This window comes from Clostridium sp. (assembly GCF_036781005.1).
Lineage (GTDB): Bacteria > Bacillota > Clostridia > Clostridiales > Clostridiaceae > Clostridium_B.
Map to the genome: position 1 here is coordinate 158,322 of NZ_DAIQBT010000001.1, position 20,431 is coordinate 178,752.

The following is a 20,431-nucleotide window of genomic DNA, read 5'->3' on the forward strand; positions in this document are numbered from 1 at the left end:
TTTACCATTTAACCTTTCTTTTTCTTATCCAGAATTTGTTTTAATTTGTCAATTTCATCTTCTGATAATTTATTTTCATTTATAAAGTTTTCCAGCATTACATTTAAAGAACCATTGAATACCCGCTTCAGGAAGGATTCACTTTCTATTTTTATACACTTACTTTCGGAAACAAGGGCAAAATAGTGATATGTTTTATTGTCTTTCTCATCAATTGTATAATCTATAATTTTCTTTTTTAGAAGCCTATTTATTAATGTTCTTATGGTATTAGGCTGCCAATTTGTAATTTTTGATAGTTTATCTACTATTTCTTTTGCCGTACAATGTTTATGTGACCAGATTATTTTCATAACCTGCCACTCAGAATCAGATATTTTAGATGTACTCATAATTTAACCTCCTTCTATTACAGATGTAATATATTTATATATTACATCTGTAATAAGCATTTGTCAATGATTTTATCCAAAGGCTGCAATTGCTAATCCCACATCTTTTTCACAGTAGGGGACAAGCACTGCTGTGCTCTCGCATAAGGTCTTTACTCTAAAGAATACTTTTAAAGGTTCAAATTTTTCAACAATTTGTTGAATGTCCTTGGAAGAAGGATTTTTACTTAAATCAGATAGAAACTTTTTATACAGGACTTTATATTACACTATGACACAATGTTAGGGTCAACACATTTTTAAAAATTTTTTAAAATGTGTGTAACAAAATAGAATAACTAAAATTTACATAAAGAAAAAGTGAATTATTTTTTTATATCAGGGTATATTAAATAGTGTAAAGAGCATGAGAATTGAGCCGAAGCTTATATATGTTCTTATATTTAAGAATATATATAAGCTAGCCGGAAATTGTATATAGCTTTTTAGAAATTTAGTAGATACTTTTAAAAATACTTCTTAGTAAGTTTTTGTAATGTTCACGCTAAAAGTTAAAGAACGCAATATATACAATTAAGGGTGGATTTTATATGTCGGTGAAAGGTTTTATTATAGTTGAGTATATTGATTATAATAGGATCCCAAATTGTTGTATAAGGTTCAGCGAAGGTCATATAGGGTGTTGAGATGGTTATATACAGCTAAAGGGTTGTATGTGGCTGTGTAGGTATGTTATATGGTTGAACGAATCATCAATATAAGTGGCGAACTGTTTAATTATAGTTTTTAATTTATAGCAATATAATAAAGGATTATAATTGGATATTAAACTATTTATACTGGTGTAAGGTAAATTCTTGTGTTCTTTATATCTTTATATACAAATATACTTCTTCTATAATATATAGACCAAATAAAATAGATTTAAACCTTACTATAGTATGTAAAAATTATAGTGAGGTTTTTTTCTGTAAAATTTTAATTTTCAAATATAATTGGCTGTAATATTGTGATATAATGAAATTTAACGAAATTTAATACAATTAAGTTATTTAGAGGTGATGCTATGCCAATAAAAATAAGAGATGATTTACCTGCTGCTGAAATTTTAAATAGTGAAAATATATTTATAATGTCTGAAAATGTGGCCTTTCATCAAGATATAAGACCGCTTAAAATTGCTATTTTAAATCTTATGCCTGTTAAAATCACTACGGAGGTTCAATTGCTTAGACTTATAGGCAATACTGCGCTTCAGATTGAGATTGAATTACTCCATTTAAAAACCCATGTGTGTAAAAATACTTCAGAAGAGTATTTAACTAATTTTTACAAGACTTTTGATGACATAAAAAATGAAAAATTTGATGGGCTAATTATTACTGGAGCTCCCATAGAACATTTAGAATTTTCTAAGGTGAATTATTGGGAAGAGTTGAAGGAAATAATGGAGTGGAGCAAATATAACGTATATTCTACATTACATATATGTTGGGGTGCACAAGCGGGATTATACTATCATTATGGTATACCCAAATATATGTTAAAGGAAAAGTTATTTGGAGTATTTAAACATGAAGTTTTAGAAGAAAAAGAAAAACTTGTACGAGGATTTGATGATGAATTTTATGTGCCTCATTCTAGGTATACAGAAGTGAAAAGGGCTGACATTGAAAAAGTCAAGGAATTGACTATACTGGCACAATCTAAAGAAGCCGGAGTTTATTTAATTTTGGATGACAAGGGAAGAAGAATTTTTGTAACAGGACATTCAGAGTATGATCCTCTTACATTGAAAGAAGAATATATGAGAGATATTTCAAAGGGTAAAAATATAAAAATACCTATAAATTATTTTCCTGATGATAATCCAGATAGGAAACCTATAGTTAAGTGGAGAAGCCATGCGGATTTGTTATTTTCAAATTGGCTTAATTATTATGTTTATCAGGAAACACCTTATGATTTAACTAAAATACCTTCTTATTTATAATAGATATTTTTACATATTAGAAAGGAGATTGATTATGGATTTTGGTATGAAGATAAGAGAAACAGTGGAATATATAAATTATAATATAAAAAACATACCTAAAATAGGAATTATACTGGGTTCAGGATTAGGAGATATGGCAGAGGAAATTGAAGAAGCTAAGATTTATAATTACAATGAAATACCACATTTTCCTGTTTCCACAGTGGAAGGACATAAAAATAGATTTGTTATAGGAAATCTTGAAGGTAAATGTGTAATTGTTATGCAGGGAAGGTTTCATTATTATGAAGGATATTCTATGGAAGAGGTAACTTTTCCAATAAGGGTAATGAAAAGATTGGGAGTGGAAATACTTATAGTTACTAATGCCGCAGGGGGAGTAAATAAAAATTATAAAAGCGGTGAACTTATGCTTATAAACGACCATATAAATTTATCTGGACAAAATCCTCTTAGAGGACAAAACCTAGAGGACTTTGGAACCAGATTTCCAGATATGTCTGAAGCTTATAACAGGGATCTTATGAAAATAGCTAAAAATGCAGCCCTTCAATTAAATATACCACTGCAGCAGGGAGTATATGTATACATGAGTGGACCAAGTTACGAAACACCTGCAGAGATAAATATGCTAAGTATAATGGGAGGAGATGCAGTAGGTATGTCCACAGTTCCAGAGGTGATTGCAGCAAACCATAGTGGTATTAAAGTTATGGGAATATCCTGTATAACTAATATGGCAGCTGGAATACTAAGGCAGCCTCTAAATCACGAAGAGGTTATAAAAACCTCATCTGAGGTATCTGAAAATTTCAAATTACTTTTGAGAGAAATATTAAAGGAACTATAAAGTAAGGCACTAAATCTAAAGGTTTGGTGCCTTACTTTATAGTTTTGATAGAAATAAATATTTAAAGTATCTTATACATGTCTTTTTCATTTTTTTGTTTTACCTCTAGTATATTGTGGAGTACTAATTTTATAGCTATAATATCATCTAGATATCCTATTGGAAATATATAATCAGGTATAATATCCACAGAAAGTATAAAGTAGAGCAATCCACTTCCAAGTAGGGCATGAATTTCCTCTGGAATACTTTGGTCGCAGAATTTTTTGTACATTTCTTTTAATTCCTCAATAAAAAAACCATCTCCGTTTACAGCTTCTATTTTTTTATTGAAATCTTTATATATAATATTTTGCCCTTCTTCTGTAAGGGCATATATTTTATATTTTGATAGTTCTTCTTCTATTTTGGATAAATCACATTTGTAATTTAGTAAGTCGGGCAATTTTAATAGTTCATGGATATTTTTTATAAGAGAAGGTGAATCCATGGAATCCTCATCTAAAGAGGCCATATCATATCCGTCCGCTATTAATAATTTTTTTATGGGTACATTTAAATATTTAGAAAGAATCCGAAGATGGTTCATATTTGCATTTTGTTTTCCATTTACAATTCTTGAAATAGTAGCGGTGTCTATTCCACTTATAGAACTTAATTTGCGCATAGAAAGAGAATTCTCTTTTAGCAAAGTTCTAATCATAGAGCCTAATTGGGATTTTTTTTTGTTTTCATACACACTTATCTCACTCCTCAATCAATTAAAGGTATTTAAAAATCAATATAATTAGTTATATTAAAGTATATGCAGTGGGGTGTATGTTAGTATAATAGACTTTTATAATTTTGTTATGTTGAATTTATTTCAATGTTAATTTGAAAAATAAGAAACAATTTTTACATATAAGTATACTATGATATTAGATTCAGTTGGATATGTAATCTGTTTTGGAGGTAACAATAAAATGAATGGTTTAAATGAGAATAGATTAGAAGGATTTAATATAGGTAAATCAAAATTTTATAATATTATAGATAAAAAAGAAAAAAAATATTTAACCCGCAGTGCGTTATTTTGGACAGTTATAGGACCGGGACTTTTGGCTGCCATGGGAGACAATGATGCTGGAGGAGTGATATCTTACTGTATAACAGGTATGAAATTTGGTATAAGTCTATTCATACCTTTTTGTATTTTCCTTGTTATAATACCCTATACAGTTCAAGAAATGTCAATGCGAGTTGGAACTATGAGTGGGAAAAGTCTTATAAAGCTTATTGAAAAATATTATGGGAAGTATTGGATGAAGTATAATGTGGCTGTTTTAATTGTAGAAAATATTTTAATGCTTTCTACGGAATTTATAGGTATGACCGCAGGATTAATTGTTATTGGTATACCTATTTTGATAGGTACGGCTATAAGTTTAATACTTGTACTATCAATCATTATATTTGCAGGATATAAAAAGAAGGAAAAAATGGCACTTTTAATAGGCAGTTCTAATGTGTTATTTATTATTATTGCTTTTATTGTTCATCCAAGTGCAGTATTTATTCCACATAACTTTATATCTTTCAATTTGATTCATGGTAATAATGATTTATTGTGGTATATTGCAGCTGTTTGCGGCAATTCAATAGCACCCTGGATGGTATTTTTCCAAAGCAGTGCCTATATGGATAAAGGAGGTATAGGGGAAAGTCATATTCTAGCAAGACGTATGGATATTCGTATAGGCTGTATAGTCCAGGTAATAATAGCTATTTCCATACTTATTTTTGGAGCTGCATTATTTGGCCATGTACAGAATATAGAAAATGCAGGACCTGCTGAATTGATACTTGGTTTTACCAATTATTTTGGAAAAAGCATAGGTATATTATTTGCCCTTGGCATATTCAATGCAGGTCTGTTAGCATCAATTACAATATCACTATCTTCTTCCTGGTGTGTAGCAGATGCTTTTAATTGGCCCCATAGTTTAAATAATAAGATAAAAGAAGCCCGTAAATTTTATACCGTATATGTAGGAAGTGTAGTTATAGCAGCACTGATTATTTTAATACCTAATCTTTCCTTGAATTTTATGGCACTTATTACTCAGATAATAAGTGGAATTATAATGATTCCTATTATAATTTTTATTATATTGCTTTCAAATAAGAAAGAGGTTATGGGCAAATACAAAAACAGCTTATTTTTAAATATAAGAGCGTATATGATTGCAGCGGTTTTTATAGGAACAAGTATGCTTTTTTTATGGAGTCTTTTATAATTAAATTATAAAAGTAAATACTTGTACCTTAAAAGTTTTCATGATACCATGGTACAGTATGAAATAACCTATTTAATATAAAGGATTATATTTATTTGGCATGTTTAAATTCAGGAAGAAGGTTTCAGGGTGAAAAATTATAATATTTCTGCTTTTTATAGAACATTTATTTTAACTTTTACACTTGTATGTATTATAATGTGTTTAGTTTTTAATATATGTTTATTTTATGGATTGTTTATATAGTTTATTTATATATGGGTAGAAATTATATTATAGCAGAATATGCACTAGGTAATTTCCAGAAGTTCATTGGAAAGAATTATATCATGATGCACTATTGTATTATATTCTACCTACAATTACTTTATGTTTAGGTATTTTTACAAGAAACATTTCAAAAAGGAAATTCATGAATTGCAAAAAGCTTAGAGTTTAAATTTTTGTTTTAGGTGAGTGAATATTGGAATAATACAATAAATAAGTATATTTATAGTTGCAGAAGGGTAAATCCTTATATATAATAATAAATAGGTAAATTTAAAATTGCGGAGGTGTATATTATTAATAAAGTTAATAACTTAAATGAAGAAATTAGAGTAGAGAAAGTTAGATTGGTAGGAGAAAAAGATAGTGTTATTATAAATACCAAAGAGGCTCTAGATATGGCAAAAGAAAAGGGTATGGATTTGGTGATGGTTTCACCACAGGCTAAACCGCCGGTATGTAAAATAATGAATTATAGTAAATTTGTCTATGAACAGTCCAAAAAGGCAAAGCTTGCTAAAAAAAATCAAAAAATTGTTGAGTTGAAAGAGATTAGACTGAGTGCTACTATTGAGCAAAATGATATAGAGATTAAAGCTAATAATGCAAGAAAGTTTTTAGCTAAAGGTAATAAGGTCAAAGTGTCTATAAGGTTTAGAGGGAGACAAAATAATTATACCAATTTAGGCAGAAATGTTTTAAATGTATTTTTAGGTAAAGTTGGAGAGGAAGCATCTGTAGAGAGAGCTCCTAGATTAGAAGGGAATAATATGTTTATGATTTTAGCTCCTAAAAAGTAGTAGGTCTAATAAAAATATAAAAAGTTCTATCAGGGCTTGACGAATTAAAGTCCTGATTTTATTTTTTTGCAAAAAATACAACAATTTTGCATACTCTGTTTACAAAAAAAAATTAGTGTATTATAATAAATAATATGCAGTGAATGATATTGAATTTCATTATCGCAAATTTAATTAGAATATAATTAATTATTATATACATAATGTTTTTTAAAATTAAGTAATGTTTTGAAATAAATTTATATCACGGTCTTTATAGAATTTGTAGAAGAGGAGGAAGTATTATGATACCAATTACAATGGTAAAGGTAGGAGAGACAGGTAGTGTTAAGAATATTTTAGGTAACGATGAGGTTCGCCGTCATTTGGAGCATCTTGGATTTGTTCTTGGACAGGACATAACTGTGGTAGCTGAGATATCTGGAGATTTGATTTTGCATGTGAAAGATGCCCGGATTGCTTTAAATAAATCTATGGCAAAGAGAATTATGGTACAGTAAATTTATAACAGGAAGGAGATTAATTATATGAAAACATTAAAAGACATCAAATGTGGTGAAACAGTTACTATTGTTAAGGTACATGGAAAAGGAGCCATAAAAAGACGGTTTATGGATATGGGATTAACTAAAGGAACCGAAGTTTATGTCCGTAAAGTAGCTCCTTTTGGAGATCCTGTAGAAATCAATGTAAAAGGCTATGAACTTAGTCTCAGGAAAGAAGAAGCTTTAATAGTAGAGGTAAGTTAAATTAATACTTCATTAAAAGTTATAAAATTTTAATAATTGATACTAATTAGGAGGGATGCAAATGTCAATTAAAATTGCTCTTGCTGGTAATCCAAATAGCGGTAAGACAACTATGTTCAATAATTTAACAGGCAGTTCCCAGTATGTGGGCAACTGGCCTGGTGTTACTGTTGAAAAGAAAGAAGGTAAACTTAAAGGCCATAAGGATGTTATTATCCAAGATTTACCTGGAATCTATTCTCTTTCTCCATATACACTGGAGGAAGTTGTCTCAAGGAATTATTTAATTAATGAAAAGCCAGACTGTATTATTAATATTGTGGATGGTACCAATATTGAAAGAAATTTATATCTTACCACACAACTTATGGAAATTGGCGTACCTGTGGTTATGGCTGTAAATATGATTGATATGGTTCGTAAAAATGGAGATACCATAGATACAAAGAAATTGGGAGAAGCTATTGGCTGTGAAGTTTTTGAGACATCTGCATTAAAAGGCATTGGCTCTAAGGAAATAGCTGAAAAAGCAATAGAACTTGCTAAAATGAAGGGTAGTTCTTCTCCAAAGCATACTTTTTCAAAGGGAGTGGAAAGTGCTCTTTCACAGATTGAAGATGTCATTAAATATAATTTAAATGGACTAAATTCTCGTTGGCTTTCTATAAAATTATTTGAACGGGATGAAAAAGTTGAAGAACAGATAACTTTACCAAATGATATAAAAGAACGTATAGAGGACATTATAGATGAATGTGAGACAAAATTTGATGATGATAGTGAAAGTATCATTACAGATGAGAGATATTCTTATATAAGCAAAGTTGTAAAACAAGCTGTTCATAAGAAAAATAGAAATAAGTTAACAGTTTCTGATAGGATTGACAAGATTGTAACCAATCGTATTTTAGCAATACCTATTTTTGCAGTTGTTATGTTCCTTGTATATTATCTTTCTATTTCAACAATAGGAGTATGGATAACGGATTGGGTAAATGATGTTTTATTTACTGATATTGTACCTAATGCAGTAGAAGGTTTTCTAACAGCTATAGGTACTGCTCATTGGCTAAATTCTCTTATTTTAGATGGTATTGTTGCTGGTGTAGGTGCTGTACTTGGTTTTGTGCCTCAAATGATGGTATTATTTTTATGTCTTGCTTTACTTGAGGATTGTGGCTATATGGCACGTATTGCATTTATTATGGATAGATTGTTCAGAAAATTTGGGCTGTCAGGTAAGTCTTTTATCCCAATTCTTGTGGGAACAGGTTGTGGTGTTCCTGGCATCATGGCAAGTAGAACTATTGAAAATGAGCTTGATAGAAGAATGACAATTATGGTTACCACCTTTATACCTTGTGGAGCTAAGCTTCCTATTATTGCTTTAATTGCAGGGGCTTTGTTTCCGGGATCTATTTGGATTGCACCTTCTGCATATTTCTTGGGAATTGCTGCTATTATAGTTTCAGGTATTATTTTAAAGAAAACAAAGGTTTTTGCAGGAGATCCGGCTCCCTTTGTAATGGAACTTCCGGTTTATCATGTACCAGGTGTTAAAGGTGTTCTTATTCATACATGGGAGCGTTCAAAATCATTTATTAAAAAGGCAGGAACCGTAATACTTCTTGCTACCATAGGTGTTTGGCTGTTAAGTTCATTTAGTTGGACTTTTAAAATGGTAGATATAGAACAGTCCATACTTGCTAGTATTGGACATGTAATTGCACCACTATTTGCTCCACTTGGATGGGGTGACTGGAAAGCTTCTGTAGCTTCAATAACTGGATTAATAGCTAAGGAGAATGTTGTAGGAACTTTTGGTATTCTCTATGGCTTTGCTGAAGTAGCTGAAGATGGTGCACAGGTTTGGGGAAGTCTCCAGGCTGCATTTACTCCTCTTTCAGCATATACATTCCTTATATTTAATCTTTTATGTGCTCCTTGTTTTGCAGCTATTGGTGCAGTTCGTAATGAAATGGCTTCAGCAAAATGGACATGGGCTACCATAGGTTATCAGACTGGATTTGCATATGTTATTGCACTTATTGTGTATCAATTGGGCACATTATTTACAGGTGGAAGTTTTGGTATAGGTACAATTGTAGCTATTGCTTTAGTTTGTGTATTCATTTATCTCTTGTTTAGAAAACCTGTTAAGATTAATAATAAAGTTAGTGAGTCTGAAAAAGAGAAAGTGGTGGTATAATATGTCTACTGTAATAGTTGGAGTAGTTCTACTTGGCATAATAGCTTTTGCGGGATATAAGACTTATAAATCCCACAAAGGTGGCAGCTGTGGCTGCGGTTGCTCTGGCTGTAGTAAATCTGAAAAGCGTGAACATTAAAATATAAAAAAGACTGGAATTTTCTTTCCAATCTTTTTTATATTTTAAGATTGTAATTTAGATTATAAATAAAAATGGCATATCAGAGGGACAAGCACTTATCATAGACAAATTCCACCTGAACTTCTGAATTACTGAGTACATAAGATAGATGTTTAAATGTAAATAAGGAGGAGGTGTTATATATGATGCCATTAAATGGGGTATCAATAGGAAGGTATGCTGAGGTTAATGATATACAAGGCAGTGAGCGTATATGTAAGAAAATAATGGAAATGGGGCTGAATAAAGGAATGGTTATACAAATGGTTAGAAATGATGAAGGGCCTTTAATTATAAAAATAGGAGAAACCAGACTTGCACTGGGAAGAGGAATGGCTCAAAAAGTCATAGTTAAGGAAGTATAGAATAGTTATTTAATAAACGCACTTTTTTATAAATATATTAATGATAATCAAATTCAATATCATTTTGTAATGCTATTATTTTTTAAAGTTAATTTGTATATACTAAAGGAGGAATTGTAATATAATTTAAGTAATATAATGTACGTGAGGTGTCTGGAATGAAACAATTTTGGTGGAAAGAAGCAATATTCTACGAGATATATGTAAAAAGTTTTATGGATTCTACAGGAGATGGTATAGGTGATTTAAGAGGTATAATTACAAAGTTGGATTATTTGAAGGATTTAGGTATAGATGCAATATGGATTTCTCCTATCTATAAATCCCCTAATTGTGATAATGGATATGATATTAGTGATTATAGAGATATTTCACCAGATTTTGGAACCTTAGATGATTTTTATGAGCTCTTAAAACAAGTCCATATGCGTGATATGAAACTTATGATTGATTTAGTTATAAATCACACCAGTGATTTACATCCCTGGTTTATTGAATCCAAAAGCAGTAAATACAATTCAAAGAGGAATTTTTATATATGGAAGCAGGGGAGTAAAGAGAATGAACCTAATAACTGGAGGGGTATATTTGGAGGGTCTGTCTGGGAGTATGATATAAATACTAAAGAATATTATTTTCATTTATTTTCTAAAAATCAGCCGGACTTAAACTGGGAAAACATAAAAATGCGTGAGGAAATATATGCTATGATAAATTGGTGTCTTGAAAAAGGTGTAGATGGATTTAGAATAGATGCCATAAGTCATATAAAAAAGGATGTACTGGATAAAAAAATGCCATCTATAAAAGGAGAAAAGTATGCAGATGCATTTGAAAGATATACTAATGTCTGTGGGATTTTTAATTATTTAAAGGAACTTAAAGAAAAAGCACTTAATAAAGGCAATATTGTCACTGTAGGAGAGGCAAATGGGGTTACTGTGGAGGAGGCACCTCTTTGGATAAATGAAAAATACGGTATACTTAATATGATATTTCAGTTTGAACTTTTAAGATTGTTCGAATCAAAATTATACAGTAATATAAATATATTGGATGTAAAAGAAATCCTTTCAAAATGGCAGAATGGGTTGGATAATAAAGGATGGAATGCACTATTTGTAGAAAATCATGATGTGCCTCGTATTGTTTCTGTTTTTGGAGACTATAATTATTTAAGGGAAAGTGCTACCTGTATTGCAGCTATGTATTTTATGATGCAAGGTACTCCTTTTATATATCAGGGTCAGGAAATTGGTATGACCAACATAGAGTTAAAAAATATTGAAGAATATAAGGATATAAAAAGCAAGGAATTTTATTATAATAAGATAGAGGATGGAATGTCTAAAGAGGAAATAATAAAAATATTAAAGCTATCTTCAAGAGATAATGCAAGAAGTCCTATGCAATGGAATGATAAAAGAAATGCAGGTTTCACTGAGGGTATTCCCTGGTTTTATATAAATAAAAATTATAAGAAAGTTAATGTGGAAAATCAATTAAAGGATTCCAAGTCCGTACTTAATTTTTATAAGAAACTAATTGGTATCAGAAAAAAAAATAAAGTTTTTATTTATGGAAATTATGAGATGATTTTAAAAGAACATAGCAGTATATTTGCATATGTTAGAAACTTTAAGGATAAAAAGGCTATTGTTATATGTAATTTTAGTTCAAGTAATGTATTATATAGATATGACACAATAGAATTGAAGTATTCAAATTTTCTATTAGGTAATTATCCTATAGAGAAGGATGAAGGTATTACAGAATGTACATTAAGGCCTTACGAAACTAGGATTTATAAATTAAATTAATTGTTTGGAGGAAAATTTGGAGTGGAAGAAAAATATGTAATAGGAGTGGATTTAGGAGGTACTAAAATAGCTGCTGCTTTAGTGAACTTTAAAGGAGCAATAATAAATAAATGTACTTTGCCTACTGAAGCAGATAAAGGGGAAAAATATATATTAGAGAATATAATAAAAATCACAGAAAAAGTAATTGAGTTCCAGGAAATAGACAGTAAAGAAATAAAGTGTATTGGAGTAGGAGCTCCAGGTCCTCTTGATATTGATAAGGGAGAGATTATATGTACTCCAAATTTACCTTTTAAAAATTTTAATATTGTAGCTCCTTTAAAAAAACATTTTAAAATGCCTGTGTTTCTAGATAATGATGGTAATGCTGCAACCATGGGAGAATATATGTTTGGAGCAGGAAAGGGAACTGAGAATATGGTGTTTATAACTGTTTCTACAGGGATAGGAGGAGGAGCCATATTGAATGGACACATATATAGGGGTAATACAAAAAATGCCCTGGAAATAGGCCATATGACTTTAGAACCACAAGGTCCTCTCTGTAATTGTGGCAATCTTGGCTGTGCGGAAGTAATGGCTTCTGGAACAGCTATAGCAAGAGAGGCAAAAAAAGCGGTGGATATGGGGTGTAATACCACTCTTACAATGTATGAAAATATAACCTCAAAAGAGGTCTTTAAAGAAGCTCAATTAGGAGATAATGTATCACAAAATATATTGAATACGGCTTTAGATTATCTGGGTATATGTGTAGCTAATATAATTACTTGCTTAGATCCTGAAGTTGTAATTATAGGCGGGGGAGTTTCAAGAGGAGGAAAAATAATCTTTGATAAAATAAATGAAGTAGTAAAAAAAAGATGCTTTGATGTAGTGAGTAAAAACACAAAGATACTCCCGGCACTTTTAAAAGCAGATGCAGGCGTCATAGGGGCTGCAGCACTTGCATTTATGGCGGAAGAAGAAAAATATTAAAATTTAAGAAATAATATGATTTTCATCTGTATCATATATATCTGAAACTGAGGGAAGAGGTGTTCTAATTTCTCCACCAGTTTCTTTTATAATTTTATTTAATTTATTTATATCATCATCTGTAATGAAATCTAAGTTTACTATTACTTTATAACAGGTATTTTCTATTTCTCTAAAACTACCAAAGCCTCCCATTATAGGACTTCCAGGAGGAGAACTGTATAGGGAATTTCTATAATTTATTATGTTTAAAAAGTTCATTTCTGAATCTGAGGTCATAGTGTTTATGTCTATATAATTATCATTTAAATCGAGAGCTGTGCTAAATCCATTTAAACTGAGTTCTTCCACTGCAATATTTGCATTTTTTGTTCCCCTATAATCAATTTCAATTCTCATTTCTACCATCCTCCTTGTAAAATATATAATCTATTTTTCCACTTATTTTAAATAATATTCAATTTTTTAAAGTAGCCTATTTTTGATCACTTACATAGTTATATATGGAGGTGATTTTATTGATAGTAGATGCTGTATTTGAAGGTGGAGGAATGAAAGGAATAGGGCTTATAGGGGCGGTATGTTATTTTGAAAAAATGGGATATAAATGGAACAGGTTTGCAGGAACTTCTGCAGGAGCAGTAATAGCTGCTCTCTTGGCAGTAGGATATACAGGAGAAGAATTAAAGGATATAATGATGAATTTGGATGAAAAAATGTTTTTTAAAAGGAAAAAAATATGGAAACTTTCTTTGATAAAAAAATCCATCTCATTTTTTAAAGATAAAGGTATATATTCTTCAGATGCTGTAGAAAAGTATATAAGACAATTACTGATTAAAAAAGGCAAGATAACTTTTGGCGATATAAGTGTAGATGGAAAATCCCCTCTTAAAATAATAGCTTCGGATATAACAAAAAAAACCATGTTGATATTGCCAGATGATTTAAAAAACTATGGAATAGACCCCATGAAGTTTGAAATATCCGAAGCAGTAAGAATGAGTATAAGTATACCTTTGTATTTTAAACCGGTAAAATTTTATTATAAAGAAGGCTGCAGTTATATAGTTGATGGAGGGATACTTAGCAATTTCCCTATTTGGATATTCGATACGGAAAAGGTTCCAGCCTGGCCTACTATAGGATTTAAATTGGTAGAAAACAGTGTGAATTATAAGGAATCTAAAAAAACTGATTTTATTTCATATCTGTTTGATATAATGGAAACTATGCTGGATAAAAATGAAGAAATATATGTAAAAGATAAGTATGCAGTAAGAACTGTTTTTATTCCAACTCTTGGAGTTAAAGCCACTGAGTTTAACATTTCTAAAGAAATGAGATTAAAATTATTTAAATCAGGTTATAATAGTGCAGAGCGTTTCCTGCATCTATGGGATTTTCAAAATTATATAAGGGATTATGTAATTAAATAAAAAATTATACCATGTATTTTAAAAATGAATTAATTTAAAATAGACTAGTGTAGAGTTTGCATTAGTCTTATTTTCATAGAAAATTACTTATTTTATGTTATACTAAAATCAAAAGCTATTTAGAAAGGAGTATTTATATGGCTAAAAAAATGACTTGTATTGTTTGTGGCATGAGAATAAATGAAAAGAATTATAATTTTAATAAAGAAGCATTTATAAATTCAAATAGTAAAGAAAAAATAATGTATTGCCCATTTTGTGGGGCACCAATTGAATATTTAATAGAAGATGGACAACAAATAAAATATGATAGAAATAAATTGAAGCAAAATGATTTGAAAATAATAGATCATGCAGTTAAATTGGAAGTTTTTAATGGAGATTTTTATAAAAAAGCTTCACATATGGCAAAAGACGAAAATGTAAAAGATATGTTTAAGGCTTTATCAAACATAGAATATATGCATGCTAGAATTCATAAGAAAATAGCTGACATTAAAGAAATTCCAGTACTTAGGGACATGGATTATTCAAAATATAATACCGATAAACTTTTGATTGCTGCAGCCTGTCAAAGAGAGAAACATGCCGTGGAGTATTATAGAAAATATGAAAAGGAAATTCATGAAGAAAACATTGTAAAGGTATTTCAGGTGCTTTCTAAGGTTGAAAAAGAACATATAGAACTTACAGGTGAATAATTTTATGAATTAATTATAAGAGTTTTAGAGGAACCTAAAGCTCTTTTTTATACTTAAAAATAACTACATATTTCAAAAAAAGTACCCATAGATTTTATTACATGTAATAATTATTTTAAATATGGTAAAACTATTTATGAAAAATTAATAAAAGTATGAAATTACAGGGAGGCGTGTTGGCATTGACTGTTGGTTCAAGGGTAAAAAGTACATTAGTTACACTTAAGAGTATTGAAAGTACTTTGAGAATATATTCTCTTCAAGAACAGAATAAAAAAGCCAAGGCTGTATATAGAAAAGCTCTGGAGGATGTGGGCGGCGTAACTCAAAAATTAGACAAAAGATTAAAATTTCTAGAATGTGAAGAACCACAATATAAAGGCAATTGATTTGGAGGAGTCATAATATGAAACCATGGATTGTAATTTTAATTAAATCTACAGTATTATTTTTTATATCTTTAGCTTTTATAAGAATAATGGGAAAGAAACATTCATCCACGATAAATGCTTTTAATTTTATAAATTATAGTGTCATAGCAATTCTTGCAGCATTAATTTCTGTAAATGTTATAAATAATTGGGTATTTGGAATATTGGCTTTGGCGGTATGGTTTTTATTACCGATAGTTTTGGATTATTTGTGTATGAAAAGTAAACTTATATATAATTTAATAAATGGCAGGGAACTTGTAGTAATAAAAGAAGGAAAAGTCATGGAAGAAAATCTAGGGAAAATAAGATATAGTGCAGAAGATTTATTGAGGGAACTTCGTTATAAAAATATATTCAATTTAGCTGACGTTGAATTTGCAGTAATGGAATCAACTGGAGATATGAATGTTGTGTTGAAGTCGGATAAAAAACCAGTTACCGCAAAAGATTTAGGAATACAGACATCACCGGAAGGAGCACCTCAAACTGTAATTTTAGATGGAAATGTAATAAATGAATCCTTAAGTAATTTGGGGTTAAATCAAGGGTGGCTGAATACTCAACTGGAGTTGCTGGGGATATATTTGGATAATGTGTTTATAGGTCAGGTAAATTCTAAGGGAGAACTTTATGTGGATTTGTTTGATGATATTATTGAAGTTCCAAAGTGCAATGTAAGGGAGATATTATATGCAAATCTTGAAAAGGTCCAGTCAGATTTAATGTCTTTTGCTCTTGAAACTGAAGATGAAAAGTTAAAGAGCAGCTATGAAAAAGATTCTGTTATATTAAAAAAAGTAATAGAAGAATTGAAACCTTATTTATTAAGATAGAAGGTGATAATATGTCAAATAAGAAAAATAAAAAATTAACACCTTTTCAAAGAGAGTATCAAAATCTTGCAAAAGGTAAGGAACCTAAAAGAAAAGTGGTTAGAAATTGTCTTAAAGCTTTTCTTGTAGGCGGAAGCATATGTACTATAGGTCAGGGACTGCAATTTATGTTTATAAAATATTTTAACTTTACAGAGACAACTGCAGGTAATCCAACTTCTGCAGTTTTAATAATAGTATCTGTAATACTTACAGGATTCGGAGTATTTGATCATATAGCACAGTGGTCTGGTGCAGGAACTGCCATACCAGTTACTGGTTTTGCCAATTCTATTGCTTCTTGTGCTATAGAACATAGAACAGAGGGATATGTACTTGGAGTAGGGGGAAATATGTTTAAATTGGCCGGTTCAGTAATAACTTTTGGCGTTTTTGCTGCATTTATAGTTGCTACATTACAGGTAATCATCAAATGGTTAGGTGGGATTTAAATGATTAAGGGACATCAATCTTGGATATTTGAATCTAGGCCTGCAATACTTGGGTGTTCTGCTGTAGGAGGACCTTTTGAGGCCAAGGGTGCCTTAGCAGGGGAATTTGATTTGCTTCATGAAGATATTTGGATTGGTCAGGACAGTTTCGAGAAAGCTGAAAAGAAATTATTGGAGGAAGCCTGTGACTTGGCTGTAAAAAATTCAAAATTAAAAAATGGAAATATAAATTTCTTTTTAAGTGGAGATCTTATGAACCAAATAATTACCAGCAGTTTTGCAGCCAGAACTTTGAAAATACCCTATTTAGGAGTGTTTGGTGCTTGTTCAAGTTCTATGGAAGGCCTGGCATTGGCTTCTTTTATTGTTGACAATAATGGAGCGGAATATGTGCTCTGTGGGACTTCAAGTCACAATGCTGCGGCTGAAAAGCAATTTAGATATCCTACGGAATATGGAGGCCAAAAGCCGCCAACAGCACAATGGACTGTAACTGGAGCTGGTGCCGCAGTCATAGGAAAGGCTAATGATAAACCAAAGGTTACTACAGCTACTATAGGAAAAGTAATTGATATGGGAATATCAGATCCATTTAATATGGGAGCTGCTATGGCAGCAGCTGCTGTAGATACCATTGAGGCACATTTTAGAGATTTGAAAAGAACACCTTCTGATTACGATATTATAGCTACTGGAGATTTAGGCAAAATCGGTCACGAAATAGCTGAAGATATGTTAAAAAGAGATGGATTTGAATTTTCAAAGGGTGTGTTTAAAGATTGTGGTACTTTAATTTATAAAAAAGATCAACCTGTATTTTCAGGTGCCAGTGGGTGTGCCTGTTCTGCTATAGTAACTTATGGGCATTTTTTAAAGGAAATGAAACGAAAAAAATTAGGGAAGATATTAATAGTTGCAACAGGTGCATTAATGTCTCCTATGTCTTATCAGCAGAAAGAAAGTATACCCGGAGTTGCACATGCAGTGTCCATAGAAATGTAGAGAAGGGGTGAATTTTATTTATATGGAAAAATTTTTTTGGGCATTTTTAGTTGGAGGAATAATATGCGTAATAGGGCAAATAATGATGGATGTATTTAAGCTTACTCCAGCACATACTACAACTACTCTTGTAGTAATAGGAGCTATATTAGGTGGATTTGGCTTATATGAACCTTTAATAAAATTTGCAGGTGCAGGTGCTTCTGTACCTATAAGCAGTTTTGGAAATTCTCTTGTAAAAGGAGCTCTTATGGAGGCTAAAGAATACGGATTAATAGGAGTTTTAACAGGAATTTTTGAAGTTACTAGTGCAGGTATTTCAGCAGCTATAATATTTGGTTTTATAGGTGCATTAATTTTTAAACCCAAAGGATAATTAAGTTATATCTAGAAAGGGGGTGATAAGGTATGACAGTTGGAACTCAGATGCAGCAGGCTATAGCTGGAATTCAAAGTGCTTGTGCGACTATGAAAACATTTGCGCTGGAGACTCAGGACGAAGGTGCCAAAGGTGATTTTGAAAATATAGCACAAAATTTAGATGAAGCATTACAAGTACTTAAAGGAAGGCAGCAATTTATACAACAACAGGAACCTCAATATAATAAGAATTAAAAATAATAAAAACAAAAATCCATAATTACCTTAATTATGGATTTTTGTTTTATAAACATATTAAATATTATGTTTATAAAACAAAAAGTAAACCAAAAACCATACTTAACAAAAATTAGCATATATTATATAATAAGTATAAACAATAATTATAGGAGGGAGATATGAAATATAATTATAATGAATGGGAGAGGATGAGAATTAAAGGAAAAGTAAAATTTATATTTGATCTTGAAAATCTTATGATTATAATTATGTTTATATTAATATTTTTAGTTGTAAAAAGTGTAACTTTCAAACAGGGCTATTTATTAAAAGAATTCTTATTTTATATGATATATATGATTATAAGTTTTTCTATTCTTTTAGTATTAGCTCAAAGTATAAGATGGAATTTATATACTAGGTTTTCTGAGTTTTCTGAAGAAAATGCAAAAAGAAAGTCCAATGTTATCGTAAAATTAAATGAATTACTTATAGGACTTTTAAATTTATGGATTCCTTTAGGAATTTTTTATTCTATATTTATGATAACGCCTAGTTCATATATATTAAAAAACCTTACATTTACTTTAAATTATGTAGAGCAGTTTACAAATTATATATTAATTAATTCTATAGTTTGGATATTTATAGGTGTATTATTGGAATTATTTATTAATATAAATTTTTTAGAGGATAAAAAGGGAGTTTATATATTTATTAATAAAAAAGTAGAATGATATAGAAATATATGGTATAATATATAAAAAATACAAGTATATATGTTTTTTATCATTTGATATATTATATACAAAGGGGGGGGGTTAGTGATGGATGGAATAAAAGTAGTAATAGATAGATTTGAGGGTCCTTATGCTGTTTGTGAAAAAGAGGATAGAACCATGATAGACATAAAACGAATAAAATTACCTAGTAATGCAAAAGAGGGTTGTGTTCTTATTATTGAAGGTGATAAGATAATCATGGATGTAGGTGAAACGGAAAGAAGAAAAAAACATATTGAATCATTAACTAAAAATATGTGGAATTAACTAATTATAAAGCCAGGAGTATTTTAACATACTGTTAAAATACTCCTGGCTTTAGTGAATTGACTTTTTCTTATAACTTTTTCCAGAAACTTCTACGTGTCCTATGGTTATAAGAGCATTTTTATCAAAATCACTAACTATAGATTTCAATTTGGATATTTCTAATCTGGATACTATCACATATAATACATTAGTAGGAGTATTAGTATATCCTCCTTTTCCATCTAGTAGAGTAACACCTCTTCCAAGCCTTGCAAGAAGAGCATCTGTTATATCCTGTGATCTGTTGGTAATTATTAATACAGCCTTTGATTCATCCAATCCTTCCACCGTTATATCAATTAATTTAAAAGCTATAAAGTAAGTTACCATGGAATACATGGCTCTATCCCAGCCAAATAGTATTCCTGCACTGCTTAATATAAATATATTGATAATCATTACAACTTCACCTATAGAAAATCCAGTACGCTTGTCCAAAATTATAGCTATAATTTCTGTGCCATCAGAACAACCACCATTTCGCATAATTAATCCAATACCAATTCCAAGTAGTATTCCTCCGAAAACTGAGGCTAAAAGAGTATCATTTGTTATACTGTTAATAGGTTCTAGAAAAGAAACAATAATTGATAAAGCAGTTACAGAAAATAGAGTAGAGATTGTAAAAGTTTTTCCTATGTGCTTATATCCGATTATTAGAAAAGGTATATTCAAAATAAAGATAAATAACCCTAGTGGTAAACCCGTGAGATAACTAGACATAATAGATATACCGGTAACACCTCCATCTATTACGCTATTAGGAATTAAAAATATTTCCAGGGCTACAGCTGCCATGGCAGCTCCGATAAGCATAAACAAGAATTTAACAAATACTTTGAATATTTTGCGACCTTTTTTTTCCACCGAACCACATCCTTTTATTTATTATTTAATTTAGGTGTTTGCAAAACGCTACAACCCGCATAAATGCGGGATATTTTTGTTGTA

Annotated in this window: 24 protein-coding genes and 1 pseudogene; 21 read left to right on the plus strand and 4 right to left on the minus strand. The window is 30.3% G+C overall.

Annotated elements, in window-relative coordinates:
• Positions 1-8 precede the first annotated feature (8 nt).
• Positions 9-392: a BlaI/MecI/CopY family transcriptional regulator gene (locus V7Q02_RS00665; protein ID WP_333859025.1), complete on the minus strand. Its 384-nt coding sequence runs from the start codon at positions 390-392 to the stop codon at positions 9-11.
• Between the two features lie 1,066 nt (positions 393-1,458).
• Between V7Q02_RS00665 and metA the strand changes: the two genes are divergently transcribed.
• A complete protein-coding gene (gene metA, locus V7Q02_RS00670) occupies positions 1,459-2,385 on the plus strand; it encodes a homoserine O-acetyltransferase MetA (RefSeq protein WP_333859026.1) in 927 nt (308 codons plus the stop codon).
• Between the two features lie 34 nt (positions 2,386-2,419).
• Complete coding sequence (locus V7Q02_RS00675) at positions 2,420-3,238, plus strand: purine-nucleoside phosphorylase (RefSeq protein WP_333859027.1); 819 nt, start codon at positions 2,420-2,422, stop codon at positions 3,236-3,238.
• A 61-nt stretch (positions 3,239-3,299) separates the two neighbouring features.
• Here V7Q02_RS00675 and V7Q02_RS00680 read toward each other — a convergent pair whose 3' ends face one another.
• Complete coding sequence (locus V7Q02_RS00680; RefSeq protein ID WP_333859028.1) at positions 3,300-3,977, minus strand: helix-turn-helix domain-containing protein; 678 nt, start codon at positions 3,975-3,977, stop codon at positions 3,300-3,302.
• 226 nt (positions 3,978-4,203) lie between these two features.
• Between V7Q02_RS00680 and V7Q02_RS00685 the strand changes: the two genes are divergently transcribed.
• The 9 genes and pseudogenes from V7Q02_RS00685 to V7Q02_RS00725 all read left to right on the plus strand — a co-directional run bounded on the left by V7Q02_RS00685 (position 4,204) and on the right by V7Q02_RS00725 (position 12,889).
• Positions 4,204-5,517: an NRAMP family divalent metal transporter gene (locus V7Q02_RS00685; protein WP_333859029.1), complete on the plus strand. Its 1,314-nt coding sequence runs from the start codon at positions 4,204-4,206 to the stop codon at positions 5,515-5,517.
• A 554-nt stretch (positions 5,518-6,071) separates the two neighbouring features.
• Complete coding sequence (infC, locus tag V7Q02_RS00690; RefSeq protein ID WP_333859030.1) at positions 6,072-6,584, plus strand: translation initiation factor IF-3; 513 nt, start codon at positions 6,072-6,074, stop codon at positions 6,582-6,584.
• Between the two features lie 284 nt (positions 6,585-6,868).
• Complete coding sequence (locus V7Q02_RS00695; RefSeq protein ID WP_333859031.1) at positions 6,869-7,084, plus strand: FeoA family protein; 216 nt, start codon at positions 6,869-6,871, stop codon at positions 7,082-7,084.
• A 27-nt stretch (positions 7,085-7,111) separates the two neighbouring features.
• Complete coding sequence (locus V7Q02_RS00700; RefSeq protein WP_333859032.1) at positions 7,112-7,333, plus strand: FeoA family protein; 222 nt, start codon at positions 7,112-7,114, stop codon at positions 7,331-7,333.
• Positions 7,334-7,394: 61 nt separating this feature from the next.
• Complete coding sequence (gene feoB, locus V7Q02_RS00705) at positions 7,395-9,542, plus strand: ferrous iron transport protein B (RefSeq protein ID WP_333859033.1); 2,148 nt, start codon at positions 7,395-7,397, stop codon at positions 9,540-9,542.
• A 1-nt stretch (position 9,543) separates the two neighbouring features.
• Positions 9,544-9,681, plus strand: coding sequence for a FeoB-associated Cys-rich membrane protein (locus tag V7Q02_RS00710; protein WP_333859034.1), 138 nt, complete (start codon positions 9,544-9,546; stop codon positions 9,679-9,681).
• A gap of 185 nt (positions 9,682-9,866) precedes the next feature.
• Complete coding sequence (locus V7Q02_RS00715; protein ID WP_333859035.1) at positions 9,867-10,088, plus strand: FeoA family protein; 222 nt, start codon at positions 9,867-9,869, stop codon at positions 10,086-10,088.
• A 158-nt stretch (positions 10,089-10,246) separates the two neighbouring features.
• A pseudogene (locus V7Q02_RS00720) lies at positions 10,247-11,948 on the plus strand (alpha-glucosidase).
• Complete coding sequence (locus V7Q02_RS00725) at positions 11,930-12,889, plus strand: ROK family protein (RefSeq protein ID WP_333859036.1); 960 nt, start codon at positions 11,930-11,932, stop codon at positions 12,887-12,889. The pseudogene V7Q02_RS00720 and the gene V7Q02_RS00725 overlap by 19 nt, the downstream one beginning before the upstream one ends.
• A gap of 3 nt (positions 12,890-12,892) precedes the next feature.
• Here V7Q02_RS00725 and V7Q02_RS00730 read toward each other — a convergent pair whose 3' ends face one another.
• Positions 12,893-13,288, minus strand: a complete 396-nt coding sequence (locus tag V7Q02_RS00730; RefSeq protein ID WP_333859037.1) for a hypothetical protein — start codon at positions 13,286-13,288, stop codon at positions 12,893-12,895.
• 119 nt (positions 13,289-13,407) lie between these two features.
• Here V7Q02_RS00730 and V7Q02_RS00735 point away from each other — a divergent pair, with 119 nt between their 5' ends.
• The 10 genes from V7Q02_RS00735 to V7Q02_RS00780 all read left to right on the plus strand — a co-directional run bounded on the left by V7Q02_RS00735 (position 13,408) and on the right by V7Q02_RS00780 (position 19,438).
• Entirely contained in the window at positions 13,408-14,328 is a 921-nt protein-coding gene (locus V7Q02_RS00735) for a patatin-like phospholipase family protein (protein WP_333859038.1), read from the plus strand.
• Positions 14,329-14,465: 137 nt separating this feature from the next.
• Positions 14,466-15,029 (plus strand): metal-iron-binding protein, encoded by a 564-nt coding sequence (locus V7Q02_RS00740; RefSeq protein WP_333859039.1) that lies wholly within the window; start codon positions 14,466-14,468, stop codon positions 15,027-15,029.
• A 182-nt stretch (positions 15,030-15,211) separates the two neighbouring features.
• On the plus strand, positions 15,212-15,418 hold the full coding sequence (locus V7Q02_RS00745) for a DUF1657 domain-containing protein (protein ID WP_333859049.1): 207 nt from the start codon (positions 15,212-15,214) through the stop codon (positions 15,416-15,418).
• 17 nt (positions 15,419-15,435) lie between these two features.
• Complete coding sequence (locus tag V7Q02_RS00750; RefSeq protein ID WP_333859040.1) at positions 15,436-16,296, plus strand: DUF421 domain-containing protein; 861 nt, start codon at positions 15,436-15,438, stop codon at positions 16,294-16,296.
• Between the two features lie 11 nt (positions 16,297-16,307).
• Positions 16,308-16,787 carry a stage V sporulation protein AC gene (gene spoVAC / locus V7Q02_RS00755; RefSeq protein WP_333859041.1) on the plus strand — a complete coding sequence of 160 codons (480 nt, stop codon included), beginning with the start codon at positions 16,308-16,310 and terminating at the stop codon, positions 16,785-16,787.
• Positions 16,788-17,789, plus strand: a complete 1,002-nt coding sequence (gene spoVAD, locus V7Q02_RS00760; RefSeq protein ID WP_333859042.1) for a stage V sporulation protein AD — start codon at positions 16,788-16,790, stop codon at positions 17,787-17,789. It abuts the gene before it with no gap.
• Between the two features lie 22 nt (positions 17,790-17,811).
• Positions 17,812-18,165, plus strand: a complete 354-nt coding sequence (gene spoVAE / locus V7Q02_RS00765) for a stage V sporulation protein AE (protein ID WP_333859043.1) — start codon at positions 17,812-17,814, stop codon at positions 18,163-18,165.
• Between the two features lie 32 nt (positions 18,166-18,197).
• Positions 18,198-18,404: a DUF1657 domain-containing protein gene (locus V7Q02_RS00770; protein WP_333859044.1), complete on the plus strand. Its 207-nt coding sequence runs from the start codon at positions 18,198-18,200 to the stop codon at positions 18,402-18,404.
• Between the two features lie 164 nt (positions 18,405-18,568).
• Positions 18,569-19,126, plus strand: a complete 558-nt coding sequence (locus V7Q02_RS00775) for a hypothetical protein (protein WP_333859045.1) — start codon at positions 18,569-18,571, stop codon at positions 19,124-19,126.
• A gap of 90 nt (positions 19,127-19,216) precedes the next feature.
• The gene (locus V7Q02_RS00780; RefSeq protein ID WP_333859046.1) at positions 19,217-19,438 is read left to right on the plus strand and encodes a DUF3006 domain-containing protein; all 222 of its coding nucleotides are present in this window, start codon (positions 19,217-19,219) and stop codon (positions 19,436-19,438) included.
• A 51-nt stretch (positions 19,439-19,489) separates the two neighbouring features.
• On the opposite strand, the gene V7Q02_RS00785 is transcribed toward V7Q02_RS00780, so the two are convergent.
• Complete coding sequence (locus V7Q02_RS00785) at positions 19,490-20,347, minus strand: YitT family protein (RefSeq protein ID WP_373844507.1); 858 nt, start codon at positions 20,345-20,347, stop codon at positions 19,490-19,492.
• Positions 20,348-20,431: the final 84 nt, after the last annotated feature.